The sequence below is a fragment of the Nitrosospira sp. TNL200 genome (genome assembly GCF_055386305.1).
In genome coordinates this window covers 3,032,804-3,057,666 of sequence record NZ_AP041003.1, presented here as the reverse complement: position 1 = coordinate 3,057,666, position 24,863 = coordinate 3,032,804, and the positions used below count along the sequence as shown (strand labels likewise).

At 50.7% G+C, this 24,863-nt stretch carries 20 protein-coding genes; 14 read left to right on the top strand and 6 right to left on the bottom strand.

Annotation, left to right across the window (positions count from 1 at the left end; translation table 11 throughout):
• The first annotated feature begins 219 nt into the window (after positions 1 to 219).
• On the top strand, positions 220 to 1,620 hold the full coding sequence (locus ACZ5CE_RS13780) for a DUF1302 family protein (protein ID WP_464575473.1): 1,401 nt from the start codon (positions 220 to 222) through the stop codon (positions 1,618 to 1,620).
• A 55-nt stretch (positions 1,621 to 1,675) separates the two neighbouring features.
• On the opposite strand, the gene ACZ5CE_RS13775 is transcribed toward ACZ5CE_RS13780, so the two are convergent.
• Positions 1,676 to 2,887, bottom strand: coding sequence for an ABC transporter permease (locus tag ACZ5CE_RS13775; protein ID WP_464575472.1), 1,212 nt, complete (start codon positions 2,885 to 2,887; stop codon positions 1,676 to 1,678).
• A 12-nt stretch (positions 2,888 to 2,899) separates the two neighbouring features.
• Positions 2,900 to 4,126: an ABC transporter permease gene (locus tag ACZ5CE_RS13770; RefSeq protein ID WP_464575471.1), complete on the bottom strand. Its 1,227-nt coding sequence runs from the start codon at positions 4,124 to 4,126 to the stop codon at positions 2,900 to 2,902.
• Positions 4,127 to 4,426: 300 nt separating this feature from the next.
• Between ACZ5CE_RS13770 and ACZ5CE_RS13765 the strand changes: the two genes are divergently transcribed.
• From ACZ5CE_RS13765 to ACZ5CE_RS13740, 6 genes are all read left to right on the top strand, one after another.
• Positions 4,427 to 5,497, top strand: coding sequence for an adenine nucleotide alpha hydrolase family protein (locus tag ACZ5CE_RS13765; RefSeq protein ID WP_464575470.1), 1,071 nt, complete (start codon positions 4,427 to 4,429; stop codon positions 5,495 to 5,497).
• A gap of 50 nt (positions 5,498 to 5,547) precedes the next feature.
• Positions 5,548 to 7,383: an AMP-dependent synthetase/ligase gene (locus ACZ5CE_RS13760; RefSeq protein WP_464575469.1), complete on the top strand. Its 1,836-nt coding sequence runs from the start codon at positions 5,548 to 5,550 to the stop codon at positions 7,381 to 7,383.
• Positions 7,380 to 8,501, top strand: a complete 1,122-nt coding sequence (locus ACZ5CE_RS13755) for an SDR family oxidoreductase (protein WP_464575468.1) — start codon at positions 7,380 to 7,382, stop codon at positions 8,499 to 8,501. The genes ACZ5CE_RS13760 and ACZ5CE_RS13755 overlap by 4 nt, the downstream gene beginning before the upstream one ends.
• 242 nt (positions 8,502 to 8,743) lie before the next feature.
• Positions 8,744 to 9,583, top strand: a complete 840-nt coding sequence (locus tag ACZ5CE_RS13750; RefSeq protein ID WP_464575467.1) for a PEP-CTERM sorting domain-containing protein — start codon at positions 8,744 to 8,746, stop codon at positions 9,581 to 9,583.
• A gap of 285 nt (positions 9,584 to 9,868) precedes the next feature.
• A complete protein-coding gene (locus ACZ5CE_RS13745; protein WP_464575466.1) occupies positions 9,869 to 10,717 on the top strand; it encodes a PEP-CTERM sorting domain-containing protein in 849 nt (282 codons plus the stop codon).
• Positions 10,718 to 11,125: 408 nt separating this feature from the next.
• Entirely contained in the window at positions 11,126 to 12,004 is an 879-nt protein-coding gene (locus ACZ5CE_RS13740; RefSeq protein WP_464575465.1) for a class I SAM-dependent methyltransferase, read from the top strand.
• Between the two features lie 137 nt (positions 12,005 to 12,141).
• Here the strand turns inward: ACZ5CE_RS13740 and ACZ5CE_RS13735 are convergent, their stop codons facing one another.
• Positions 12,142 to 12,942 carry an N-acyl amino acid synthase FeeM domain-containing protein gene (locus ACZ5CE_RS13735; RefSeq protein ID WP_464575464.1) on the bottom strand — a complete coding sequence of 267 codons (801 nt, stop codon included), beginning with the start codon at positions 12,940 to 12,942 and terminating at the stop codon, positions 12,142 to 12,144.
• A 670-nt stretch (positions 12,943 to 13,612) separates the two neighbouring features.
• Here ACZ5CE_RS13735 and ACZ5CE_RS13730 point away from each other — a divergent pair.
• Positions 13,613 to 13,801: a hypothetical protein gene (locus tag ACZ5CE_RS13730; protein WP_464575463.1), complete on the top strand. Its 189-nt coding sequence runs from the start codon at positions 13,613 to 13,615 to the stop codon at positions 13,799 to 13,801.
• A 67-nt stretch (positions 13,802 to 13,868) separates the two neighbouring features.
• Complete coding sequence (locus ACZ5CE_RS13725; protein WP_464575462.1) at positions 13,869 to 14,123, top strand: hypothetical protein; 255 nt, start codon at positions 13,869 to 13,871, stop codon at positions 14,121 to 14,123.
• Here ACZ5CE_RS13725 and prsT read toward each other — a convergent pair.
• From prsT to ACZ5CE_RS13710, 3 genes are all read right to left on the bottom strand, one after another.
• Positions 14,107 to 16,974, bottom strand: a complete 2,868-nt coding sequence (prsT, locus tag ACZ5CE_RS13720) for an XrtA/PEP-CTERM system TPR-repeat protein PrsT (protein WP_464575461.1) — start codon at positions 16,972 to 16,974, stop codon at positions 14,107 to 14,109. The two genes, ACZ5CE_RS13725 and prsT, sit on opposite strands and share 17 nt — an antisense overlap.
• Positions 16,975 to 17,189: 215 nt before the next feature.
• Positions 17,190 to 17,972, bottom strand: a complete 783-nt coding sequence (locus tag ACZ5CE_RS13715; protein ID WP_464575460.1) for an inositol monophosphatase family protein — start codon at positions 17,970 to 17,972, stop codon at positions 17,190 to 17,192.
• A gap of 3 nt (positions 17,973 to 17,975) precedes the next feature.
• Positions 17,976 to 18,533: a thioredoxin family protein gene (locus ACZ5CE_RS13710; RefSeq protein ID WP_464575459.1), complete on the bottom strand. Its 558-nt coding sequence runs from the start codon at positions 18,531 to 18,533 to the stop codon at positions 17,976 to 17,978.
• Positions 18,534 to 18,715: 182 nt separating this feature from the next.
• Between ACZ5CE_RS13710 and ACZ5CE_RS13705 the strand changes: the two genes are divergently transcribed.
• The 5 genes from ACZ5CE_RS13705 (at position 18,716) to ACZ5CE_RS13685 (ending at position 24,844) form a co-directional block, all read left to right on the top strand.
• Complete coding sequence (locus ACZ5CE_RS13705; RefSeq protein ID WP_464577534.1) at positions 18,716 to 19,516, top strand: 16S rRNA (uracil(1498)-N(3))-methyltransferase; 801 nt, start codon at positions 18,716 to 18,718, stop codon at positions 19,514 to 19,516.
• Positions 19,517 to 19,609: 93 nt separating this feature from the next.
• Positions 19,610 to 20,950: an amino-acid N-acetyltransferase gene (gene argA / locus ACZ5CE_RS13700; RefSeq protein ID WP_464575458.1), complete on the top strand. Its 1,341-nt coding sequence runs from the start codon at positions 19,610 to 19,612 to the stop codon at positions 20,948 to 20,950.
• Positions 20,951 to 21,080: 130 nt separating this feature from the next.
• Positions 21,081 to 21,353 (top strand): oxidative damage protection protein, encoded by a 273-nt coding sequence (locus ACZ5CE_RS13695; protein WP_464575457.1) that lies wholly within the window; start codon positions 21,081 to 21,083, stop codon positions 21,351 to 21,353.
• A gap of 99 nt (positions 21,354 to 21,452) precedes the next feature.
• Positions 21,453 to 23,534, top strand: coding sequence for a polyphosphate kinase 1 (gene ppk1, locus ACZ5CE_RS13690; protein WP_464575456.1), 2,082 nt, complete (start codon positions 21,453 to 21,455; stop codon positions 23,532 to 23,534).
• Positions 23,535 to 23,860: 326 nt separating this feature from the next.
• Positions 23,861 to 24,844, top strand: coding sequence for an IS5 family transposase (locus ACZ5CE_RS13685; RefSeq protein ID WP_464574943.1), 984 nt, complete (start codon positions 23,861 to 23,863; stop codon positions 24,842 to 24,844).
• The last annotated feature ends 19 nt before the right edge of the window (positions 24,845 to 24,863 follow it).

Below are 24,863 nucleotides of genomic sequence, written 5' to 3'. Positions count from 1 at the left end.
TTCACGGCATCGATGGTGTTGCCGGTAAGCGCCCTGGCCTTCGCCCAGGCTCGCCCAGATTCAGGGCGAGACGCTTCAGCTTTACTTCATACGCCGGCCCTCGGGGCCTCTATGGACCATGATCATGAGGCGCCTCTATTTTTGCCCTTGTCATTATCCCTGTCCGGTTTTCCAGATAAAAGTGGAACAAGACCATCGAAGCCTCTCGCCTCGCCGAATGTGAATGTAATTGATGGCGAACTGCTGTTTTTACCCTATTCATCTCTGTCTTTTTCCCTTTCGCCGCTCCCCGTCAGTTCCTTTATCAAGGAGGAGGAAGCTCCTGAAACCATAAAGGAAAGCGATGCCGCTTCTCTCGAATCGCTGTTCGGCGATATGGAACCGTCGGCTAAGATGTCGCCATCTACTCCCATATGGAAGCAGTTGATAACGGGATGGAGAGGTTTTTCGCAACTGGAACTTGCCGACAACTATAGTAGCCCCGAACATTTTTCCAAGGCAAAGCTTCGGACTGAGTTGTCGCGTACCGGCCAGATCAACGAACACATAAAATGGAAAGTCAGCGGGCGGTTTGACTATGACGCCGCCTATGACGTATCCAATTTTTATCCAGAGGCGGTTCGCCAGAATCAGCGCGCCCAGTTTTTTGTGAGGGAAAATTATCTGGATGTTTCCGCCGGAAATTTTGACTTCCGTCTTGGTCGTCAGCATGTCATCTGGGGGGAAATGGTCGGGCTGTTTTTTGCCGACGTTGTGTCGGCAAAGGATTTGCGCGAGTTTATCTTGCCGGCGTTCGACATATTGCGAATACCGCAATGGGCGATGCGCGCCGAGTATTCCAAAAATGATACGCATGCCGAGATATTATGGATACCGGTTCCAACCCTTGATGAGATTGGTAAGCCTGGTGCGGATTTTTATCCTGGTCCATTGCGAGGAACAGCCAGTTTCCTGGGTGAAGACCGCTCCGGGCGCAATATTGGTAATTCCAACTACGGATTTCGCTTATCTCAACTGAAGAGCGGCTGGGATATGACAGCATTCTATTACCACAGCCTGGACGCTTCCTCCACATTCTATCGGGTTAGCGGGCCGGCCGAACCGCTGGTTTTTCAGCCACGGCATGACAAGATCGATCAGGCTGGTGCAACTGTTACAAAGGATTTTGGTTCGATTGTGTTCAAGGGTGAACTGGTCTATACGGACGGGCGTAGTTTTAATGTCACGCGGCCCTCCGCGGCGAATGGGTTGGTCAGGCAAAACACTCTCGATTACGCGTTAGGGCTCGATTTTAGTTTGCCCGCCGAAACCCGCTTGAATGTGCAATTTTTTCAGCGGGTTTTTTTTTCATATGACCGGGATAGTTTTTCGGACGCGGTGGAGAGCGGAGGCAGTGTATTGCTAGCAGGCAAAGTCTGGCGGAATCTGGAAGCGCAATCCCTGCTCATCCATAGCTTCAATCGCAGCGACTGGATGTTCCGGCCACGGCTATCCTGGAATTTCCAGAGGAACTGGCGCTGGGCTGTGGGGGCAGACGTTTTTGGGGGAAAAACCCCGGGTTTGTTTGGCCGTTTCGACCACAATGACCGTGTTTATACAGAGTTGCGCTATTCGTTTTGAGTTCTTCAGAAAAACAGAAAAAGACTGAAATCCAGTCGTGATACGGCGCCGGCAATCAGAAATTCTGCCTGAGCGCCTCGATCACGGGCGTATGGGAAACGTGCCTTGCCGGAAGGATAGCCGCGAGAACTGACGCACCAAAACCAATAGCAAAGGATGTTAGCAGAGCGGAAGGCATGATTTGGATGTGGCCTATATATCCGAGGCTGGCTGTAGGGGGTGGCGGCATGGGAATACCAATGGCAGAGATGGCAAGCGCGAGTGCTATGCCGAGTCCGAGTCCGAGGCTACTGCCAATTATCCCAAGCAACGCGCTTTCGGTCATGATCAACCAGAATATCTGTTGACCGCGATTACCCAGCGCCATCATTGTACCAAATTCCCCCACCCGTTCAAAAACACCTGTATTTACGGTGCTCGCGACACTCAGCAGTACCATGACGAGAATGATCAATTGTAGAGCACCAAACTGGTGTCTATAGAGTTCGACGGTCTTTTCGTAGTAATCATTTAGCTCCACCCAAGTTTTTACCTCCAATCCCGCGGGCCGAAATTGCTCGTTTAGCTGGGCAGCAATGCCGTTCGTGCCATTGGTGTCTTTAAGCAAGACAACTAGCGCATTTGCGCCTTGGGTTCCAAGTAGTTCCTGGGCTGCAGCAAGGGGAATTCTTACGGCACGCGCATCGTAGTCGTTGAAGAAGCTCTGAAATACTCCGATTACCTCAAACTCCATGCTGTTCAGCGCGCCGTCGAGTGTGTTTGCCAGCAACATTACATGATCTCCGGGTTTTAATTGCAGCCCTTGAGCTACGCCATACCCCAATATAATACCGAAAGTATCCTTGTCGGTTAGCTGGCGTCCAGCTACGATTGAAACAAAGCTGCCCAGCTTGTTTTCTTGTCCAGGCTCCACTCCTTCACCGTTTATTGGCAGATCGCTACGTCCGTTATTGAGTAATCCTGCAAAATTGAGTCGTGCCATCACATTGTCGACCCCTGGAGTGCTTATAATTTGTTGTTCGATAGCGTTGGGCGCAGTGATCAGGTATTTCTCCGGTGTTCGTGACCCGGCAGCGTAGTAGCCTTTTTTGTAGATCTGCATATGACCGGACTGTGAATGAATCAGTGCTTCCGCAAGTTTAACGAAGATATCGTTTACCCAGCCACTCGCAAGGATCAATCCCGCTACACCGCATATAATGGCCCCCAAAGTCATGATGGTATGCGTCCTTTGGCGAAAAACATTGCGGAGAGCAAGTTTGAGCATGTTTCCCACCAGCTACCGATTATGGCGCAATGCTGCCACAATCGGCATTCTTGAGGCCTTCCAGGCAGGGTAAATACTTGCGAGCAAAGTCGTGGAGACTGCGAGCCCCAGAGATTCCAGCACTGTGTGCCAGGTGACCAGAATTTCTCCTGTATAACCTCGTGCCATTCCGGGGGGAGGGGGCATCGGAATGCCAATACTTGAAATCACGCCAGCCAATAGCAATCCCACTGCCAATCCAAGTAGTCCGCCAAAACAGCCGAGTAGAATACCCTCGCTCAGGAATAGGCGGACGATACTTCCGCGCTTCACGCCGAGCGCAAGAGAGGTTCCAATTTCTCCAATTCGCAACCTGACATTCGTTGTCATCGTATTGGAAATACTGAGAAGGATGATCAAAGCAATGATGAGTTTGATTCCATGGATCTGTTTGGTAAATAGAGCTACGGTCTTGTTGTAGAAGTCCGATAGCCTGTACCATGGCACAATCTCAAACTTGTCCATAGGCAGCATGTTTTGCAGTGCAGAGCGTACGATATCGGTTTGACCGGTGTCATCCAGAAGCACCACCCATATGTGAGAACCCTTGGTTCGCAACAATTGGCGAGCGGTTTCAATGGGGATTCGCAAAGCGGAATCATCATAAGATTTGGTGACCGTAGTAAAGAGGCCGCGAATCGTTACCTCGACCGCATTGATTCCTCTGGACGCAGTACTTGCCAGCAGTATTACGCTGTCTCCAACGTTTACGCCCAGATTGCGCGCAAGTCCCTCCCCCATTATGATTCCTGTCGAGTCATCGATTGAGAGATTCTGACCTTCCGAAATCTGCAAGGCATTTCCAAAAGCCAATTGTTCTTGGGGGCTAACGCCGTCACCTATAAAAGAAAGCGTCGATTCTTTATAACTGACCAGGCCGCTAAACGAAAGGCGAGGAGCAACTACTCTGATTTGCTCCAATTTGTCTGTTATTAGTTCGGGAACGATATCCGGCAACAGGAAGGCGAAGGGGTTGGCCTTCCCTGCATCATGATAACCGGGGCGCACGATTTGCAGATGACCAAGTTGGGATTTAATCGTGGTTTCCTGAAATTCTCTAAGCATCCATTCCATAAAGCCACTTGCGAGAAGCAGGGCAGCAATCCCAAACCCAACAGCGCAGGTCGCAATAGCGCTGCGACGTTTATTGCGTGTAATATTGCGAAACCCCAGAGAAAAAGGGAACCAGAAGGCTTTCACTCGTTAGCTCTTCCCTGTTGTCCACCATCCGCCTCCAAGCGCAGAAACGGAGTACATAGCATATCTAACCGAACGGACGCTCGCCTGCGAAAACAAGAACAGTTTACTGTTGCTATTTCTCGGATCGAGGTTACGTTTCATAAAGAATAATTCTGGTTTCGCGATAGAGTGTACTTTTCCCGATTTCAGAGTGGGATGTATATAATACCTTCATGATAATGTCGAAAAATTTTACAGTCTGCTGGACGTAGGTGTAAATTCCAACCTTTAAGGGTCTAGTAAACCCTGGGAAGATTCTTCATGCATCGCTGCAAGCTCTGCCTGCTCCCCGACAATGTGCCGGGCGCTGATCTGGACGCTACCGGTATTTGTGCTTTATGTAGGCAACATGTTCCCGAGGACGGGAACGAACTTGACAAACTGCGCTTGGATCGCCGGGAAGAGCTGGAAAAAATACTGAATGAATGCCGGGGGAAAGGCCCATACGATGCACTCGTCTGCCTGAGCGGAGGAAAAGACAGTTTATATCTGCTTTATCGCCTCAAGGTGGAATATGGTTTAAATGTACTCGCGTTCACGACAGATATCAATATACCGGACGTCGCATGGGCAAATATCCGCAGAACAATCGAAAAGCTTGACATCGATCATTTGGTATACCGCCCGTCAGCAAGATTTTATCGCAAACTCTTTAGATTCCTGCTGATGAATCAGGAGAAGCGCGGCGCAGTTTATACGGTTTCGTATGTTTACGCGCCGCTATTCGAAGGTGATGCATTAACCGTCGCAACTGAAAAGAGCATTCCTCTTGTCCTTGCCGGATATTCTCCTGGGCAGCCGGAACCGGAGCGCATGGAGTTTGAATTCTCGCGCCAGCTCATTTGCGAGGCCGACTGGACGCCACCGGGCCTGCGCGAGTCAAGTACCTTCAGCGAGGAGGAGCTGATTCGCTTCTGGAATCCCAAGCGTTATCCGGCCGGCACACCATTTCCCCGTTATGTCGCACCTCTGCATGCATGGGATTATGATCAGGATGCAATGATTCACCAGGTTCATGATTTAGGGCTTGTAAAGCGGCGCGCTCACGGGAATCCTATCCACAGCAATTATCCCATCAACTGGCTTCTGATGTACTCCGATATCAAGCACTTCGGCTATAACCCCTATACACCCGAATTTTCAGCTCTGATTCGGCATGGAAAAGCGAGTCGCTCATACTGGAACATTATGACGCCGATTATTAATTTTATCATTCGCCGCCGCTTGTTTCTTGGACGCAATGTTACCCATCAGATGCGATGGCTGGGATTGGAAGACAATGATCTTCAAATAACACAACCTCTTGGGGCCTACGATCCGAAGATCGGATAACGTAACGAGAAACACCTGAGAAGGGTGATGGCATAAACGATGATGTCACCATGAGCCAAAGGACAGTACCCGGTTTGCTGGAGGCGCGCTGCGCGGCGTCTCCAGCGGCATCTGCGTTTTTCATTCTTGATTCGGACAAGAATTGGCAACCTGTAAGCTGGCAGCAGTTTGCGCAGAAGGCAGGTAGGGTTGGCGCTGCTTTGATTGAAGCGGGTATCGGCAAAGGTGATCGCATTGGAATTCTGGCGCCCACTTCGCTCAATTGGGAATACGCGCAGATGGGGTCTTTTATTGCCGGCGCGGCGGTCGCAGGCATTGATCCGGGTTACCCGGCCGATCAGCTCGAGCAGGTCATCAATCACCTTGACCCTACCGCGTTATTTGTCCAGAACCTCGCTACGCTCGCAAGAATACCGCAGGAAATTCGCAGTCGAGTCAAGCTAATCGTCATTTTTGAGGAAAATCCACAGGACGCATCGGAACGCGGTATCCAGGATATTTTTGCGGCGAACCATGATACCGAATTCAGAAATACATTTCCGGGTTCTGATCCGGGGGATGCAGCGGCGATCGTTTTTTCATCTGGAACGACAGGGCCTCCCAAGGCAATAGTATTTTCCCATGAGCAGGTATGCACCGCAATCGATTCAATCCTCAGCGCTTTCGACGATATTGAGGAGGGCATCATTTTGCTCTGCTGGCTTCCCCTGGCAAATCTCTTCCAGCGGGTTATCAACTTCTTTGCCATCTCCCGAGGTGCAACCAGCTATATCTTGAGTGACCCACGGGAGCTCATGGATCATCTCGGTAATGTCCAGCCACACATTCTGATCGGAGTACCGCGGGTATTTGAACGCATGCAGGCCGGGATCGCCGGGCATATCGAGAAACGTGCACGGCCGATACCCCAGCTGATTCGCTGGGCTATACGCACGGGATATGAACACGCCCTAGCAAAAATTTCTGGAGAACAGAGAAGCATTGTTACCACGATCTCCTGGCAACTTGCTGACAAGCTGATATTGAGGAGGATGCGTGCAGTGTTTGGTGGACGATTGCGTTATTTCGTCAGTGGCTCTGCCGCAATGCCTATTTGGTTGCTTGAGTGGTTTGAAGGTATCGGGTTGCCTGTGCTTGAAGCTTACGGCGTAAGCGAGAATATTGTACCGATAGCAACCAATCGGATTTCGTCAAGAAAACCCGGTACCGTCGGCAGGCCGCTTTCTCCGAATCAGGTTCGTCTCGCGCCCGATGGCGAAATTCTGGTTAGCGGTCCAGGCGTGTTTAATGGGTACTGGCATGCGTCCGGGGCCGGACGATTCACGGCGGAAGGTTATTGGCCCACTGGAGATTTTGGTAGTCTCGATGAAGAAGGGTTTCTTTCGCTTGTGGGAAGAAAATCCGAGGCTTTTAAGACCTCCGGAGGGAAGTGGATATCTCCCATGCGTGTGGAGGAGCAGCTCCGGCGTGTTAGCTACATTATGCATAGTGTCGTCTTCCAGCTGGGCTCAGGCGAGATCGCGTCCATTCTTAGCATAGACAAATCAAGATTCATGCGCGCTGCGACAGGAAACGATTATTCGAGTGAGCATCTGGAAGATGAGGACTTTCAGAGGATATTCGAGGAGACATTACGCGCCGATCTCACCGCGGCTTTGTCTGCTCTTCCGGCTTATCAGCGCCCGGTCGGGGTGATCGCCACATGCAACCCCTTCTCAATTGAAGGTGGCGAGCTCACCGTCAATCTGAAACTTCGGCACGGGATAATTATTGAGCGTTTTTTCCCTCATTTCCAATGTCTTCAAATGGCAGTCGCTGAAACTCAAAAAAAACGCCGGTCAACCGGAACCCGTTCGGATCCCAGGTTCGTCATCATTATTGCATGAGCACATATTTCATTACTGGCGCTACCGGCGTTCTGGGTAGCGCAATCGTCCGGGAACTCCTGATGTTTTCCTCACATCGGCTTGTTCTGCTGATTCGTGCCGAGGACGCTGCCGCCCTTCAAAAGCGGGTCGAGCAGCTAATGACATACCTTGAGGTCGATTCGGGCATGGCGAGGTTGCGGATCGAACCCATTCGCGGCAATACCGAGATGCTGGAATTCGGACTCGACCCCGCGGATTACGCGAGGCTCGGAGCATCGGTGACTCATATCATCCATAGTGCGGCAATTGTCCGGATGAATCTTCCGCTCGACATTGCACGCCATGCCGCCGTGGGTGCGGCGGACAATGTCATGCAGCTTGCCCATCTATGCCGGAAAAATGGAATTCTTCAGAAAGTGGAAATGGTCAGTACGGTAGGAGTGGGTGGCCGCTGGGAGGGACCGCTTCCCGAGAGATGGATAAATGAGCCTCGGAGTTTTCATAATACTTATGAACAGGCAAAATCGGAAGCCGAGGCAGCCATGGAGCATCAGGCAAAGGCCTGCCTGCCTGTGACGGTTCATCGACCCAGTATGATAGTCGGTAATAGCCGCGATGGGCGCATTCCACATTTTCAAATCTTTTACCATCTGGTCGAATTTATCGCAGGCCGCCGTACCTGGGGGCTGCTTCCAGATCTTACTCATAATCATGTGGACCTTGTGCCTGCCGATTATGTGGCCAAGGCGATCATTTGGTCGAGTTCCAGTTCGCGCACCACTGGCCAGATCCTGCATCTTTGCGCAGGCTCTGATGGAGCAGTGCCCCTTGATCGGTTGAGATCAATAGCCCTGAAAAAATTTCGTGAATATGGTCTGTCTGCCCCTGCGCAGAAAACATTGCCAACTGCCTGGCTTGATATTATTACCCGGCTGGCCGCACCTATTGCTTCAAAGCGGTTAAAACGGGCCTTGGCTACCCTGCCCATCTTTCTTGATTATCTATCCGAAGATCAGATATTCGCAAACGAACGGACTCGTCAGTTGCTTGAACCCGCCGGCCTCTTCATTCCGCAAGCAGATGCTTTTCTGGATCCAGTATTGGACTATTACCTGAACCGAAGCTACAAGCGTTAAAAAATCCTCTCAAATACGACTCTACGGATACATGCCGGCGTTCTCCCGCTACGGTGACCTTTTGTCCTAAATCTTACACATGCGCCGAAGCTATCTAGCATGACTTGCGTAACATATTGATACTTAATAATATAATAATATGGCACGGTTTCTGCTTATGATTGAATCAAGGGAAAGGTTTTAATATTTCCCAAAGGGTTTAAATAACCATATGTTGGATATCAATCAAAGGGAAACTATTCGTGAAAAAGAATTTATTCGGTAATCTATATGCTGCCGCCGGGGCAGCCATGGTGGCGGGCACTTTGACAATGGCGTCTGTGCAGGTCCAGGCTACGTCTCTTAACTGGTCAGATCTCAGCGGCGGTGCAACCGGGCCGTTCATCCTCTTGGATAAACTGAACACAATTGCCAGTCCTCAATTATACTTTGCATCGACCAACCTTGGTGCGAATAACGTCCTCGACAATGGCGATAGCTTTACGGAAACACTCACATTGCTGACCAACAGCAGCAGTCTGGGGGCTGGCGGCACAGTATTCGGTCTGGGCGGAGATTATAGATTCGATGTCTCCATTCTGGGCCACGTCACTAATGCCATTGGAACTCCCATTACGCTTAATGCGGATAATTCGGTGAGCAGCGACGCCACATCTAAATTTGACGTCGTATTTGATTCAGCCACCATTGGTCTTTTCAATAATGCCACCAACGACCATATCGCAAATTTGACTTTCTTGAGCGGTGGCGCGTCTAACGTCCAACTGATCGCGGGCTCATTTATCGGTGACATAACATTGAACACCCTGTTGGGAGGCGTGGGATGTGTCAACTGCGATCCATATATCCGGAATAATGCCATGGGCAGCATTACCGGAGTTGAAAGCGAGTTTTTCGCAATTACCACTGGCTCGAGCCGTTTTCTAAGTTTCAATGGCTCTGACTTCGCAACGCATACCTTGATAGCTAATTTTCAGGACAATGGACAATCGACGACCTTTATACCCGAGCCTGGTTCGTTGGCGCTATTAGGGGTAGGTCTGCTGGGTTTCGGTGTATCCCGAAGAACGAGGCCCGATTAGCTGGAGCAACACAAGGACCAGAAGAACGTCTTCCGGTCCTGCTTTTTTGAAGCTTACTTTCGTTCCTATGTTTTATGTCGAAAATTCTTACAATGTGGTTTTTGTTATCTGACTTTAAAATATTAAGTCATTGAAATAGCGGTGGTTTATGAAACAGGCATGAATAGTGCTTAGATATAATCGTGGAGAGCAGCAGATAGCAGTAGATAGCAGTGGATAGCACAATAGTATTATTTCTATTATTAAAAGTTGGTTAATCAATTTTGAGTTAAGGGAGGTGGAATTATGGACAAATCACTTGCAAGAAAAAAATTATCATCGGTAGGCGTCGCAGCCGCGGTTGCCGGGCTTTTTGCAACGGCGCCCATGCACGCGCAGGCCGTCGCACTTCAATTTAAAGACCTGAATCCTACAGGTGCATTTATCAGCCTGGATAAATTGAACACGATTGGCAGCCCGCAGCTCTTCTCCGCAGATGCAAACCTGGCCATAGCTGGTGCCGCTAACACTCTTGATGTTGGGGACACATTTCACGAAACGCTTACATTGCTGACGCAAAGCAGCAGCCTGGGTGGCGGGGGGACGAATGTCGCTCTGGGTGGCGATTATCGATTTGAAGTTGATCTCAACGGTACAGTGACGGCCACTGACCCTAACCTTATCACTATTAACGGACCCAATAACGTGACTCCCGGTGGTCCGTTTGACATTCAATTTACTTCAGGTACCATCGCACTTTTTGATAACATTACCAATACTCATATCACGGATTTGCTATTCCAAAGCGGTGGCGCATCGGGGATACAGTTGGTAGCCAACTCGTTTATTGGCGACATTACGATAAATAGTCTGATTGGCGGCGCTAATTGTACTGCCGCCTCCTGTGATCCATATATCTTGAACAGTTCGGGGGGCAGCCTTGCCGGAGCTGGACTTGAATTTTTTACCATTACAACAGGTTCGACGCGTTTTCTCAACTTCGATGGTTCCTCGGGAAGCACATTGATGGTTAATTTTCAGGATAACGGACAATCGACGACTTTTAACCAAATTCCCGAACCTGCTTCACTGGCATTGATAGGAATGGGATTACTGGGTCTTGGCGCAACCCGTCGCTGGAAAAAATCCGTCTAGATATAAAGACGTCTCATAAACGTTTTATAAACATCTCGTCAGGGCCGGGAGGGAGATCTCTCCCGGCTCTTTCTTGTATATTGCATGAGTTGGCGCAACATCTGCATCAAATCTCAAAGTTCAATAGGCGGCAAGTAAGGCGAAATACCACAATGCCTTGATTTGCAGTAAGTCTCTTCTGATCCTTATTGATCGTAAGGCTCATGCTGTCAGGAAAGTATTACGCGATATCAACTTACCCTTGTGGTCTTATCTGTCATCGCTTAAGCTTCTCACTGGTTTAGAATTCACCCGGCTTGCCCGTTCCGCATCATAGTTGCTGTTACTTTACCCTGCCGCTGAATCCTGCGTTCTCCTTCGTATAGGATCAATAGCGGATATCGTTGGAAATTATATTTGGGTCTCTGCATGCCAGATACGCTCCGCCTGATGAAGATCATGATGAGGGAAGCCTTTACCTCTCGAAGGTTTCCGCGACAGCCGGAGCCCATGGTCATGGACGGGGCCCAACAGGTCACGGCATATGCCGATTCCGCAAGACGCGAAGATGGAATCATGGCTGTTTCCAGCCTGTTCCATGCCGCTCATGCGACGTTGGCAATACGCGGACGTCAGCAGGTTATCGATCTCGGGTGCGGACCCGCTACGCAGCTTGTGCCGATTGCGCTGTTGAATCCTGAAACCCACTTTGTCGGAGTGGAGCTTGCGGAAAAAATGATCCAGAGTGCCCACGAGTTGTTGCAGATAAGCAAGGTTTCAAATGTTGAAATCGTGCGAGGAGATATCACGCAACTGGATAGCTATGCGGACAAATTTGCTGACGGTGTTATCAGTACGATGACGTTGCATCATCTGCCGGATTTTGATCATCTACGCGCATGCTTCAAAGAGGTGCGGCGTATTCTAAAGCCGGGAGGCGGGCTCTATCTCGCCGACTTTGGCAGACTTAAATTACTTGAATCCGTGGGTTTTTTTGCGCACATGCATGAAGCTTCACTGCCACCGGAAGTGGTGCAGGACTATGAGTATTCTTTGCGAGCTGCGTTCAGTACGAAGGAGTATCAGAAACTGATCCAGGAAGAACTGGGCGGGCAGGCAAATTTTTACCAGACGTTTCTTGCCCCATTTATGATCATCGTCAAATCCCCTGATCGGGCTATCGACTTACAACTTCAATCCGATTTCCGGAATCGCCGCGAAAAATTATCAGCACCGTTTCGGCGGGACCTGGACGATTTGCGCCGCTTTTTTCGTTTGGGCGGCTTACGCGGCGATCCGTTTCAATGACGGTTCACTACCGTACTTATTCTTGTTCTTGGCGACAACAGCTGCTCACCGAGGAAAGGCAGGATCTCACTGGAGATCGGATAGTGTTTTATTTCTTAACTTTAAATTGTGGAGGTCAAGGTTTACAGCCACTTATTTCAGTTAAGGCAACGTTGGAATCTCCGCTGAATCTCTTTTTCCTTATGCCGGGGAAAAAAGTATGAATACAGCGATCTCTCCTTGAATCCGCACGATCCCGCAAACGACGATATCTGTGCATCCATATAATCCAGATCCAGGTGCAGCAGGACGGCCGGCGCGTCGACACGCGGGCAAGTGCGCTTCTCTCCAACTTGTTTAAACCCGAGCATGCGCTTGTAAAATGCTGCATGGCGGGGGTTAACTTCAATAAATGCGTCTTTTACCTTGTGAAGGGTGTAGGCATAGATGTAAAGGAGGTGGAACAGCGAAGCGAGCAACTCTTTTGAACCGAACTGTGGATCAATGGCGAGCTTTGACACTTCGCAGATTTTGTGGCCCTTTTTGCGAAAAATATTTATCTCATCTTTATAAAGCTCATCAGCCGCCAGACCTTTTTTGGAGTCAATACCGAGTGTTAAAGTCCCAAAAAGTTGCTGCTCCCTTGATGCCTCAAGCGTAAGGTGATGAGGGTTATGCGGAATAACTGCGGAGTCATCGGTAGTGTAGCCACGCCAGGAATACATTCGCTTGATTAGCAGGCCCGCTTTGCTCCGTTGCCTGGGTGAATCGACAAGGCGGATATTATAATCAGTACATTTCAAAAGATATTCCTCATCACTTAGTTCATCCAAGAGTCCCTTAAAAGCGATGTGAGACTTTGATTTTTGGGGCGACGTATAGTGAGTTTCAATTGTTTCAGCAGATGGGGGCACAGGAATTCTGCTAAGAGGAAGAGCCTTTTCGTGATTTAGTTGCATTGGATGTCCCGGAGAATTTGGTTAATAAAGTGTTCCAAATTGATTTGGGCGAGCAACTTTTTTAAACAGTGGCTTTTTGGAAGACAGCTTTATATGCATTTGCCCGGACTGATCAATTGAGTGGATGAATAAGACAGGATCTAGGTACAAAGGCTTGGAACTTGGTGAAATCAATTAAGCACGTTTCATGCCAAATTTTTAATGCCTTAAAACATATGGTTAATCGACAAAAGGATGGGAAGCTGTCGCCGAATAAAGCAATTGTTCTTCTATAAATATGTAACCTACTGTTATATAAAGATACCTTGGTGTTGCCTTTTGGCGACACCACAATCGTGGGAAAGGAGTCGTGATGTGAAGAGAAGCTTTATTCGTAGCGCATAGAGGCACATCTAGGAGATCCACAAGGTCTGTCGCAGAATGCCATTACAAGATACTTCTTCCAAAGATCTGCTGAATATTCCCTTCGAACTGATGAGAGCATCTAGCACATGTGTTCGCTCGCGATATTCCGCTATAATTTTTGGATTGATCTGGTGGTGGCTGCCAAGCGATTAAATTCTCTTCATCTTCATTATGTTACGTTGGACGAACTGCTCCGCTAGAAATTTTGTATCCAAGTACCAGCAAGGAGGCGAGTTTTTCGGCAAACTTGACCAAGGGGTTTGCCATGAAGAAGTGGTTTTTAACAGAGCAGATTGTGGTGGTATTGAAGCAGGCGAACTGGGAATGCCATGAGCAATCTGATCCGTCAGGTAGGGATCTCGGAACAGATGTTCTACCGGTTGGAAGAAGCAAGTACGCAGAGATCAGGTGCGAGCTGAAGCAGTTGCAGTTTCGCTCGAAACTACCCAAGTGAAGATGGTCGTAACACATCAAGCGAAGATCAAACCGACCAAACCCAATGAAGCATAGAGGATGGATTTGTGGCGGACCAGCTCGCTAACGGCATGAAGTTCCGTACACTGACGATTGTCGACGTCTTCAACAAGGAAGCATTAGCGATGGAATGGGTCAGTGCTTGCGAAGCGAGTATGTGGTGCTACATTAAACCAGTTCGCGGCCGGCCTGAGTTCTTCTCAGTATATTTTGTTGATAACGGCAGCGAATTCTCGGAGCAATTGCTCGATCTTTGGGCCTCCAATCATTGGAGACGAACGTTGCTTACTGTATTTGCTTAAGCAATAGCCGCGCCTCATTAACACTGGCAAACTGCTCCCCCTTACGCAGGAGTCGTTCAAGTTCTTTACGAGCTTGAGTTTTTTCCCCCGATTTAGCCAGTCCAGCGGCAAAATGATAACGAATTTCTGCCGTCTCCGGTGCCAACGAAATTGCCTTCTGCAAAAGTGGCAGACCTCGGGCAATGTCGCCCTGTTCCACTAATATCCATCCCAGCGTATCTAGTATAGAGGGGTTATCCGGCGCCAGGTGATAGGCTTTTTCTGCATACTCCAGGGCTAGAGGGTCTTTCTCCTGATGGTAAGCGGTAGCGAGATTGTTCAGTGCGGGAATATATTTGGAATCTTGCCGCAAAATAGCCTGATATTGTTCTATCGCAGGCTTGTTCTCCCGGTTTCCAAGATAGACTTGAGCAAGATACATTCGAATAGGCGTATCGGCAGGATGTTCCTTCAGCCACTGAAACAAACGCGAGTTTGCTTCCTTACCTTTTCCCGACTCAAGGAGTGCTCCATGCAACTTCACCAAGATTGATTGATTCTTATTGATAGCGAAAGCTCTTTCGTAAGCTGCGGCAGCAAGTGCTGGTTTTTTGTACATCATTAGCAGATCTCCTTCTGCTATGTATCCAACGGGCGACTTGCCTTGCTGTTCCTGAATCTGATGGGAAATCATAATGGCTTTGTCATAATTCCCCTGCTGTGACTCAAGCGCGATCTGCGCCAATTGTGCATCCAGGTAATCGGGTTTTATAGCCAGCGCTTTTTTCAACGCTTCCGATGCGGCCGAGCGGTTCTCCATTGCCATGTGCACGGAGGCGATATGCAACTGAGCGAGAGCAGACTCTGGCATTGCAACGGCAAGTTTATTATAACTCTCTAGGGCGGCAGCCCTGTTTCCGTTGGCAAATTCGGCTTGCGCCAAAAGCTCCAGCACACTGGTGTCGTGAGGGTGAATGCCCTGCAGTTTCTTGGCAAGTGCCAAAGCTTTTTGTTTTTCCCCTGAACGGAGGTAGTGAGACCCTAGCGCCAGAGCAGGCTGGAGCGAATCAGGGTTTTCGTTGCTGGCGCGTTCCAGCCACTGCGTGGCCTCCTTACTCTCTCCCTGACTGAGCGCAAGGGCGGACAGCGCTGTCATTGCCTGAATATTCTTTTTATCCTTTACTAAAATGCCTTTAAAGCGCTCTTTGGCGGCGTCCGGTTTTTTTTCCAGCAGGTCTAGCTCTGCAAGATTTACAATAGCCGGGAAATAAGCGGGATCAACCGACAACGCTTTTTCAAAACTTGCGCGTGCGCTGCGCATGTCTTTCTTGTTCAGGTAGATACCGCCTTTGAGATTATAGACCAGGGGATTGTCTGGCTGCTCCTTCTCAAGCCCCTGTGCCGCTATTAAGGCCTTGTCGTACTGTTTGTTTCGAAGATGAGTCATGATAAGCAGGATGCCTGCCTGGGATAATTTGGGGTTCAGCTTTGTTGCTATTTCCAGCTCAGCCACGGCCCGATCGTTCTCGCCTTGTCCCATTTTGCTCATGCTTAGGGCAGTATGCAGCAATGCGCTTTGGGGCGAGAGAGTGCTTCCCTTTTCAAAATATTCCGTTGCTTTTGCAAAATTCCTGGATTGCATATAAGCTTCACCCGCCAGAGCAAATAGCTGGGAATCCTGTTGCGTGTCTTTTAGTGCGGGGGTCAGTACTTCAATCGCTCGTCCCGGTTGGCGGTTTTTCAGCAGGGCGGAAGCTAGCAATTTGCGTGCATAAAGATTTTTGGGATCTTTCTCCAGATAATGTTTCAGATGCTGCTCTGCCTGGAGTGACGACCCAAGGGCCAATTGCACCGCGCCAGCAAGTAGTATGCTAGGCAGATGTTCCGGTGCTTTGCTTAATATCTGCTGTACAGGCTCCAATGCGGCAGAATAGTTGCCTTGCGTGTAATCGAGCAGGGCCTGGGCATAGAGGATCATCCCATTGCCGGGTGCCACTTTGCGGGCTGCTTCTATATTCGTTTTAGCGGAATCTAATTTTCCCGCGCCGATTTCTATGAAAGCCTTATTCAGATAGGCAAGAGAGCTATTCGGTTTAAGCTTCAAAACCTGATCATATGCGGCCAGGGCCGGATCGACTTCCCCTTTGATACGTAGCAGGTCGGCCTTAAAAAACCAGGTGTCCGGATTTTCAGGATTTCTGGCTACCGCCTGTTCCGAATATTGTGTCGCAGTTTGGAGATCGCTCTTTGAAAGTGAGTATCGTGCCAATCCGATCAATGCACCCCCAAAATCCGGTTTGACAGCAAGGGCCTGCTCAAACGAGTTCTTGGCGTCCTCAACCTTGCCCAGCCCCAATAACGCGTTCCCTCTCAGCGTGGAAATCTCTGCCGAATTCTGCTTATCTGAAAGTGTTTTTGTCTCATCGAGAACCTGCTGGAACTGACCTAAGCTCAGCAAAGTTAACCCCAGGTCGGGCAATACCTTATCAGGGCTCATTCCCAGGTTAAGGGCTTTGCGAAGCTCTTTCTCCGCTGATTGTAAATCGCCAATCTTGTTATAAGTCAAACCCAAAAGATAGCGGGCTTCAGGATTATTGGGATTTTCCTGAAGAGCATTTTTGAGTTGGATAACGGCTGCTTTATCGTCTCCCTTCTGTTGATAATTTTTTGCTTCTGAGATCAAAGTGTCGGCATCTTTCGGCTTGTTGCACCCGATAAGACCTCCACTAACCAATGCAGCAGAAACTATTAATATCGATAAATTTTTGGCCGTAGCTCGCATTAAAAAATCTCCCTCTGCCGCTAGAGATGGTAATTTAATCGAGAACTGCCTTTTCAAAAGTTGTTGCTTGCGAAGTTTTATAGTTCTCAATGGCCTAGCTCACCTATGCAGACGAAAAGTAGAACGAAATGGGGGTCATACCGTTATGTGGCTTTGGGTGTCTGTATTCAAGACCTCTTGCTCAAAGCACAATTTCTATCTCTATTACCCTCATTTTGCTGTGTTACGAGAAACTACAGCGACAGGATTTTAATATAACCTTAATATATCAGACTATCGCTCTATTTTTATCGAAGATAGTTGTTTCACCGATGAGCGCGAATCCAGTCGCGCCATTGTTCGAACAACCCCCTGTCAAGGGCGGCAATGGCGGAACGCTGCCAGAGTGGTTCCGCCCAGAAGTCATCCTCGTTGAAACCACACATGTGCCCTCCCGCTTCCTTCAGGATGAGGCAGCCAGCAGCGTAATCCCACAGCTTTTGCCCCCCATGGAGGTAGAGGTCAAAACGGCCGGCGGCGGTATAGCACCATTCAAGCGCGCAGGACCCATAATTTCGTTGAGAGGAGAAAGGCCGTTGCAGACAGATGTTCTGTGCGAGCTGGGGTCCCAGCCGCTTCAAGTCGACATTGGCGATGGCGTTGCGAAAGGGCGGCACATGTTCCTTGAGCGGTAATTTTTCGCCATTCAGGAATGCGCCGCTGCCTTGCTCGGCATAAAACATTTCATCTGCCACCGGGTTGTAAACGACGCCAAGCACGCTTTTGCCGTTTTGCATCAACGCTACCGAAACGGCAAAATAAGGCAATCCATTTACGAAATTCGACGTGCCGTCTATAGGATCCATGCACCACAACCCGGCTTCTCCCGCCCGCCATTGACTGATTTGCTCCTGTTCCGGCATTTCTTCCCCCACCACGGCGCCGGCGTGGATCTTTTGCAATTCACGCGATAGCGCTTCCTGGGTGGCAAGGTCGGCTTCGGTAAACAGGCTTCCATCCGCTTTGCGCTGGCGGGCAACCTTCAGATAGCGCGGTATGATTTCCTGTTGCGCCACTACCCTGACCGTCGAAATGACTTCATGGAGCACGTGCTATCCCGCCCGCCATTTGATGGAACAACCGATACTGGGAATCTGGTCTTTTGGCCCTTGTCCGGATTCAGCGATCTGGACCATGGCTTCAAAAAGATCGCGGCGGGCATCCGGGGGCGCGGCTTCCTTGCGGGATGCATCCAGCCGTCCCCGGTATTGCAGTTCAAGTTTGTCATTGAATCCGAAGAAATCGGGCGTGCACACGGCACCATAGGCTTTTGCGATCTCCTGGTCTTCATCCCAGACATAGGGGAAGGGAAAATCGTATTCCCTTGCGATTTTCACCATGTTTTCGAACGAGTCCTCGGGATAATCGGCGGGATCATTCGACATGATGGCGACAGCGCGGATGCCATATGGGCGCAGTTCCTTCACATCGCGGATGATGCGATCCCGAACCGCCTTCACATAAGGACAATGATTGCAGATGAACATGACCAGCAATCCTTTTTCCCCTCTCGCGGCTGAAAGGTCGTAGCGCTTGCCATCCACTCCCCGCAAATCGAAATCCACCGCTTCCCAGCCAAAGTTGCAAACTGGCGTTTCCAGGCTCGCCATACTTTCTCCTTATGGATAATTTAGATTAGAAGCGATTCCGCGCTCCGGAAGACACCGGCCGAAGCAAGCAACAAAAATGCGTAACGGATATAATCGAAGCAACAGGTTATCATTCAATCGAATCAAGTTCGCGTTTTCTCTCAAGTGGGGAAAGAAATACAAATAGTCTAACATGGGAGGCTATCATTTATCGCCATCCCGTTTCATCTGCAAAAACGGAAACGTACCCCCGGTTTTATTGCCCCGGAACTATTGTTGCGGGACACGCCCTCGCGTTGCCCAAGACCGTCGCACACCACGCGTTTCATGTGGTGAGGCTTAAAAAAGGAGATAAACTGACATTGTTCAATGGCGATGGAGGAGAATATCCAGCCGAAATTCTGGATACCAGCCCAAAAAGCGTCACCGTCATTCCAGAAGCGCATCTGGGTATTGAGCGTGAATCGCCGCTTGACATAACGCTCGTTCAGGCTTTGTGCAGCAACGAAAAAATGGACTGGATCGTGCAAAAGAGCGTGGAGCTGGGGGTTTCCCGCTTTCAGCCGGTTACGGCCCGGTTCGGCGTGGTCCAGCTTTCGAAGGAAAGGGCCGAGAAAAGGATGAGGCACTGGCAGGATGTTGTCATTTCTGCCTGCGAGCAGTGCGGTAGAAACCGCATTCCTCCCGTACTACCGTTGATGCCATTGTCAAGCTGGCTCGAAGGAGTGCCAGATGAATGCAAGGATATGGATAATCCGGATTCGCAAAAATGCTTCATGCTTTCGCCGACTGCTGCAGAAGGTTTGCGTGATTTTCCCAGGCTGCCTGGTCTGAGCCGAATAGATCTTCTCGTAGGGCCTGAAGGCGGTTTCGACACAGACGAGGAAGCTGCCGCTGTTATGGCGGGATGTACTCCGTTGCGTCTGGGAAAGCGGCTGCTTCGCACCGAGAGTGCGGGGTTGGCAGCATTGGCTGCCATGCAGGCGCTATGCGGCGACTACTGATTTGACGAAATAGGAGCCTGCAGGGCGGGCGCGGCCGAGTCGCTCCCCCGTTTCTATAAGAAACCCAATTTACACAGCATGTCATATTCAGACATGGAATTAAACAGCGATTTCGTAACCTGGTTCCGCTCGGTTGCCCCTTATATCAACGCCTTTCGCAACAAGGTTTTCGTTGTGGCGTTCGGTGGCGAGGTGGTTGCAGACGGTAAATTTGTCGAACTGGTTCATGATCTTAATATCCTTGCCAGCCTGGGAGTCAGACTCGTGCTTGTGCATGGAGCGCGGCCGCAAATCGAGGCCCGGCTCGCTGAACATGATTTGCAGACGACATATGTAAGGGATATGCGTGTAACTGATGCTGCTACTCTGCAATGCGTCAAGGAATCCATTGGACGCGTCCGGGTGGAGATCGAGGCATTGCTGTCGATGGGGCTGCCGAACTCGCCCATGGCCAACGCCGCAATCAGGGTGGCCAGTGGAAACTTTGTCGTTGCTCGTCCTATCGGAGTAATTGAAGGTATTGACCTGATGCATACGGGCGAAGTGCGAAAGGTCGATGCGGCGGGAATTCGTTCCCGCCTGGAACAGGGCGAGCTGGTGCTGCTCTCGCCGCTGGGCTACTCTCCTACCGGAGAAATATTCAATCTCACCCTGGAAAACGTCGCCGCTGAAGCGGCAATCGTGCTGAAGGCGGAAAAACTGATTTTCCTGATGGATAGCGCGGGCATACAGCAAGCGGACTGCAGCGATTCCGAGCCTTCATTGCTGCATGAACTGACGGTGGAAGAAGGCAAGGCGCTGCTCGCAAAATTATCCGATGGCACCAGCACGCTTTCGGACGACGCCCAATTGTATCTCCCGTTTGCAATTCATGCCTGTCAGGGGGGAGTATCACGTGTTCATCTCGTCAGCCGGCATGTGGATGGCGCTGTGCTGCAGGAATTGTTCACCCATAGCGGTATTGGAAGCATGATATCGGAAGGGCCGCTGCAGAATTTGCGCCAGGCAAGGATAGAGGATGTCGGCGCTATTTTACAACTGATAGGACCACTGGAAACCGATGGTACCCTGGTGAGGCGCAACCGTGAACTGTTGGAAATGGAGATAGAGAGGTTTGTCGTCGTAGAGCACGACCGCATGATAACAGGCTGCGCAGCGCTCTATCCCTTTGCCGATGACAACGCAACCGAGCTTGCGTGCCTTACCGTGCACCCGGAATACCGAAGCACGGGTTGCGGCGACGCGCTGCTGAAGAACATCGAGGCCAGGGCAAGGTCCCAAGGCAGCAAAAAGCTGTTCGTTCTTACTACCCGAACCGCGCATTGGTTCGTCGAACGGGGGTTTTACGAAACGGGGGTGGAGGAACTACCGAAGGTCAAGCGGGGCCTATACAATTATCAGCGGCGTTCCAAGGTATTCGTAAAACGCTTGTAGCTGTAATCCTTCATATGCCCGCCGATGGCCACAGTATCTGCGCCACGGTATCCGCGGATGTCCTGCTGTTCCCGGCCTTCGTACACGAACATGGGAATGCGGATTCATTTGTTTGTCAGGGGAGGAGTCGATGGGAAGAATGGTTAAGTGCGTCAAGCTGGGCCGTGAAGCAGAGGGACTGGAATTCCCGCCCTATCCTGGCGAGCTGGGCAGACGTATCTTTGACAGCGTGTCGAAGGACGCGTGGACTGGATGGATCAGGCATCAAACCATGCTGGTCAACGAAAACCGCTTGAATCTGGCGGACATCAAGGCTCGCAAATATCTGGCCGGGCAACTCGAAGCCTATTTTTTTGGGAGCGGGGCCGAGCAGCCCGCAGGTTACGTGCCCCCGGTGAAATAAGCTGCTGTAAGCATGAATGAGTTGTGACCTCTGGGGCCTGTTAACAGGCCTAGTTCGCCAACCCCCCCGGCTATCGGGACCAGACCTGAACCTGCTATCGTGACAGACCTACAACCGGGCAACCCGTTTCTTAACCGGGAACTTGGACAAATTGCGTTCAATCGGCGCGTCCTTGCTCAAGCCGAAGATCGAACCATTCCCCTATTGGAGCGACTGAAGTTTCTTTGCATAGTCAGCAGCAACCTGGACGAGTTTTTCGAAGTTCGTGTAGCCGGACTGAAAGAGCAGATCAAGATCGATACACCCGTCCTTGGCCCGGACGGGATATTGCCGCGCCAGGTATTCAGGCAGGTTTCCGAAGAGACTCATGCGCTGGTCGCACGGCAGTACCAGTTGTTGAATGAGGAAATTCTGCCTGGGCTTGCGCAGGAGGGGATTCGCTTCCTGCGCCGGGCCACCTGGAATGACGCCCAACGTGAATGGATCAGGGAATACTATTTTCGCGAACTGATGCCGGTGTTGACTCCGATAGGGCTCGACATATCGCATCCTTTCCCCCGCGTGCTCAACAAGAGCCTGAATTTTGCGGTGGAGCTGGAAGGCAAGGACGCGTTCGGCCGAAGTTCAGGAACGGCGATCGTACAGGCGCCACGTGTGCTGCCTAGGGTAATCCAGTTGCCGGAAGAAATTGGAGGCGGCGCATATAGTTTCGTGTTTCTATCCTCCATTCTTCACGCCCACGTGGGTGAGTTGTTTTCCGGCATGAATGTGCTGGGCTGTTATCAGTTCCGCGCCACCCGCAACAGCGAGTTGTTCGTGGATGAAGAAGAAGTCAAAAATTTGCGCATCGCCTTGCAGGGTGAATTGCCTCAGCGGCATTTGGGCAACGCCGTACGGCTGGAAGTGGCGGATAATTGTCCTCGACACATGGCGGATTTTCTGCTGGAACAGCTGGATCTGGCGCATGATGATTTTTACCAGGTGGAAGGACCAGTAAACCTTGTGCGGATCATGCAGGTTCCTGATCGTATCGAACGGCCGGATCTGAAGTATCCCGGATTCATGCCGGGCTTGCCGCAAACGCTGCAAAAGAGAAAGGCGATGGATATCTTCCACATGATACGGAATAACGATATTCTGCTGCATCATCCCTATCAATCCTTTCAGCCGGTCATTCATTTTCTCCAGCAGGCCTCGACGGACCCGGATGTCGTCGCGATCAAGCAGACGGTTTATCGCACTGGAGCAGACTCTCAGATTATGGCGGCCCTTATCGCCGCAGCCAGTAGTGGCAAGGAGGTCACCGTAGTGGTGGAGTTGCTGGCGCGGTTCGATGAGGAAGCCAATATCAATTGGGCCGGGCGGCTGGAAGAAGTGGGGGCGCACGTCGTTTACGGCGTGGTAGGTCATAAGACCCACGCAAAAATGGCAATGGTGGTGCGGCGCGAAGAAGGGAAGCTGCGCCGTTACGTCCATGTCGGGACGGGTAATTACCATGCGAGTACCGCCCGGCAGTACACAGACTTTGGCTTGTTTACCTGTAACGAAGAAGTGTGTGCGGATGTGAATGAGGTATTCATGCAGCTGACAGGTCTGGGCAAGGCTGGAAAACTAAGGCACTTATGGCAGTCCCCTTTCAGCTTTCATGCCGAAATGCTGAACGCTATTGGTCGCGAAGCCCAAAATGCCAAATCGGGAAAATCAGCGCGCATTATTGCTAAAATGAATGCTCTCCTTGAACCGGAAGTGATCAAGGCGCTTTATGCCGCTTCGGGAGCTGGAGTAAAAATCGACTTGATCGTCCGGGGAGTCTGCGCATTGCGTCCGGGAATTGCAGGATTGTCGGAGAGGATTACGGTGCGATCAATAGTAGGACGCTTTCTTGAGCATAGCCGGATTTTCTATTTCCATAACGGCGGAGAGCACTCGATATATCTTTCCAGCGCCGACTGGATGGATCGAAATTTTTTTCGCCGCATCGAAATATGCTTCCCCATCCTGGAGGCGAGACTCAAGAAGCGAGTACTTACTGAAGGCCTGAATGTCTATCTCAGGGACAACCAGCAGGCCTGGGAAATGGATGGCGAAGGTAATTACCGCAGGAGGTCCGTAAGGGGAAATAGGAAACTCTGCGCGCAAGAGGCGTTGCTGACGGAGCTGGCGGCGGCCAAACAGAGTTGAATTATCCTGAATCCGGCAATTGGACAGGGTGGAGTGTGCGGTTTTTGGGGTGCAGGGCAAGGCGCAACGACGCGGAATGGCCATTCCATTTCAGAGGGTTGCAACGCAGCCATGTGCTGCAAAAATTGCACAATTCGCCTTATAGCGAACTCACCACGCAGGTGCACGTCGAATATCGCGAAAATCTTTGTGGATCATGGTTGCAAACTAAAGAAGGGCGGTCAACTACCGGATTTAGGGAAACGCTGATTTAATGCATTTTGACGAACGGAGGCAGTGGATGACATGCGAGAATTGGTGCATTGAAAACAGATAGGCACTTGGCGATGCAAGGGAGTTTTTCTGACCTGGAATACGCGGCGAAGAAGAAGGTGACGCGACGCGACCGATTTCTCGGCCAGATCAATGCTGTGACACCGTGGTTGGCACTGGTGGCCGAGATTGAGCCATTCTACCCCAAGGGCACAGGCCGTGGTCGTCCACCGATTGGCGTGGAACGCATGCTGCGCATGTACATCGCCCAGCAATGCTTTGGTCTTTCGGATGAAGGCATTGAAGATGCCATTTACGACAGTCAGGCTCTCCGGTCCTTTGTCGGGATTGACCTGTTGCGTGAGTCGGCACCGGATGCCACCACCCTGCTCAAGTTCCGTCGCCTGCTTGAAGACAACAAGCTGACCGAGCGCATCTTTGCCGCCATCAATACCTTGCTGGCCGTGAAGGGGTTGATTCTCAAGGAGGGCACCGTCGTCGATGCGACGATCATCGCAGCCCCGTCCTCGACCAAAAACCAGAGTGGCGGGCGTGATCCAGAGATGCACCAAGCCAGGAAAGGCAACCAGTGGCACTTTGGCATGAAGGCCCACATTGGCGTCGATGTCGAGTCTGGCATTACCCATACGCTGGTTACCACGCCAGCCAATACCCATGACGTTACCCAAGCCCATGCGCTGTTGCATGGGAATGAGAAGGTTGTCTTTGGCGACGCTGGCTATCAGGGTGTCGAGAAACGGGAAGAGAACCTGAATACCGAAGTTCAATGGGAAGTAGCGATGCGCCCCGGCAAGCGCAAGACGTTGCCGGATACTCCAATTGGCCGCCTGAAGGAGCAGATCGAGCAGATCAAGGCGAGTGTGCGGGCCAAGGTCGAGCATCCCTTCCACATCGTCAAGAACCTCTTCGGCATGAAGAAGGTGCGCTATCGCGGACTGGCCAAAAACACGGCACAGCTTTATACCCTCTTCGGATTGGCGAATCTGCTGATCGCCAAGCGGCGACGGTTTGCACTCGACGCCCAAGGTGCGTCCTGAAATAGGCGAAACGATGAAA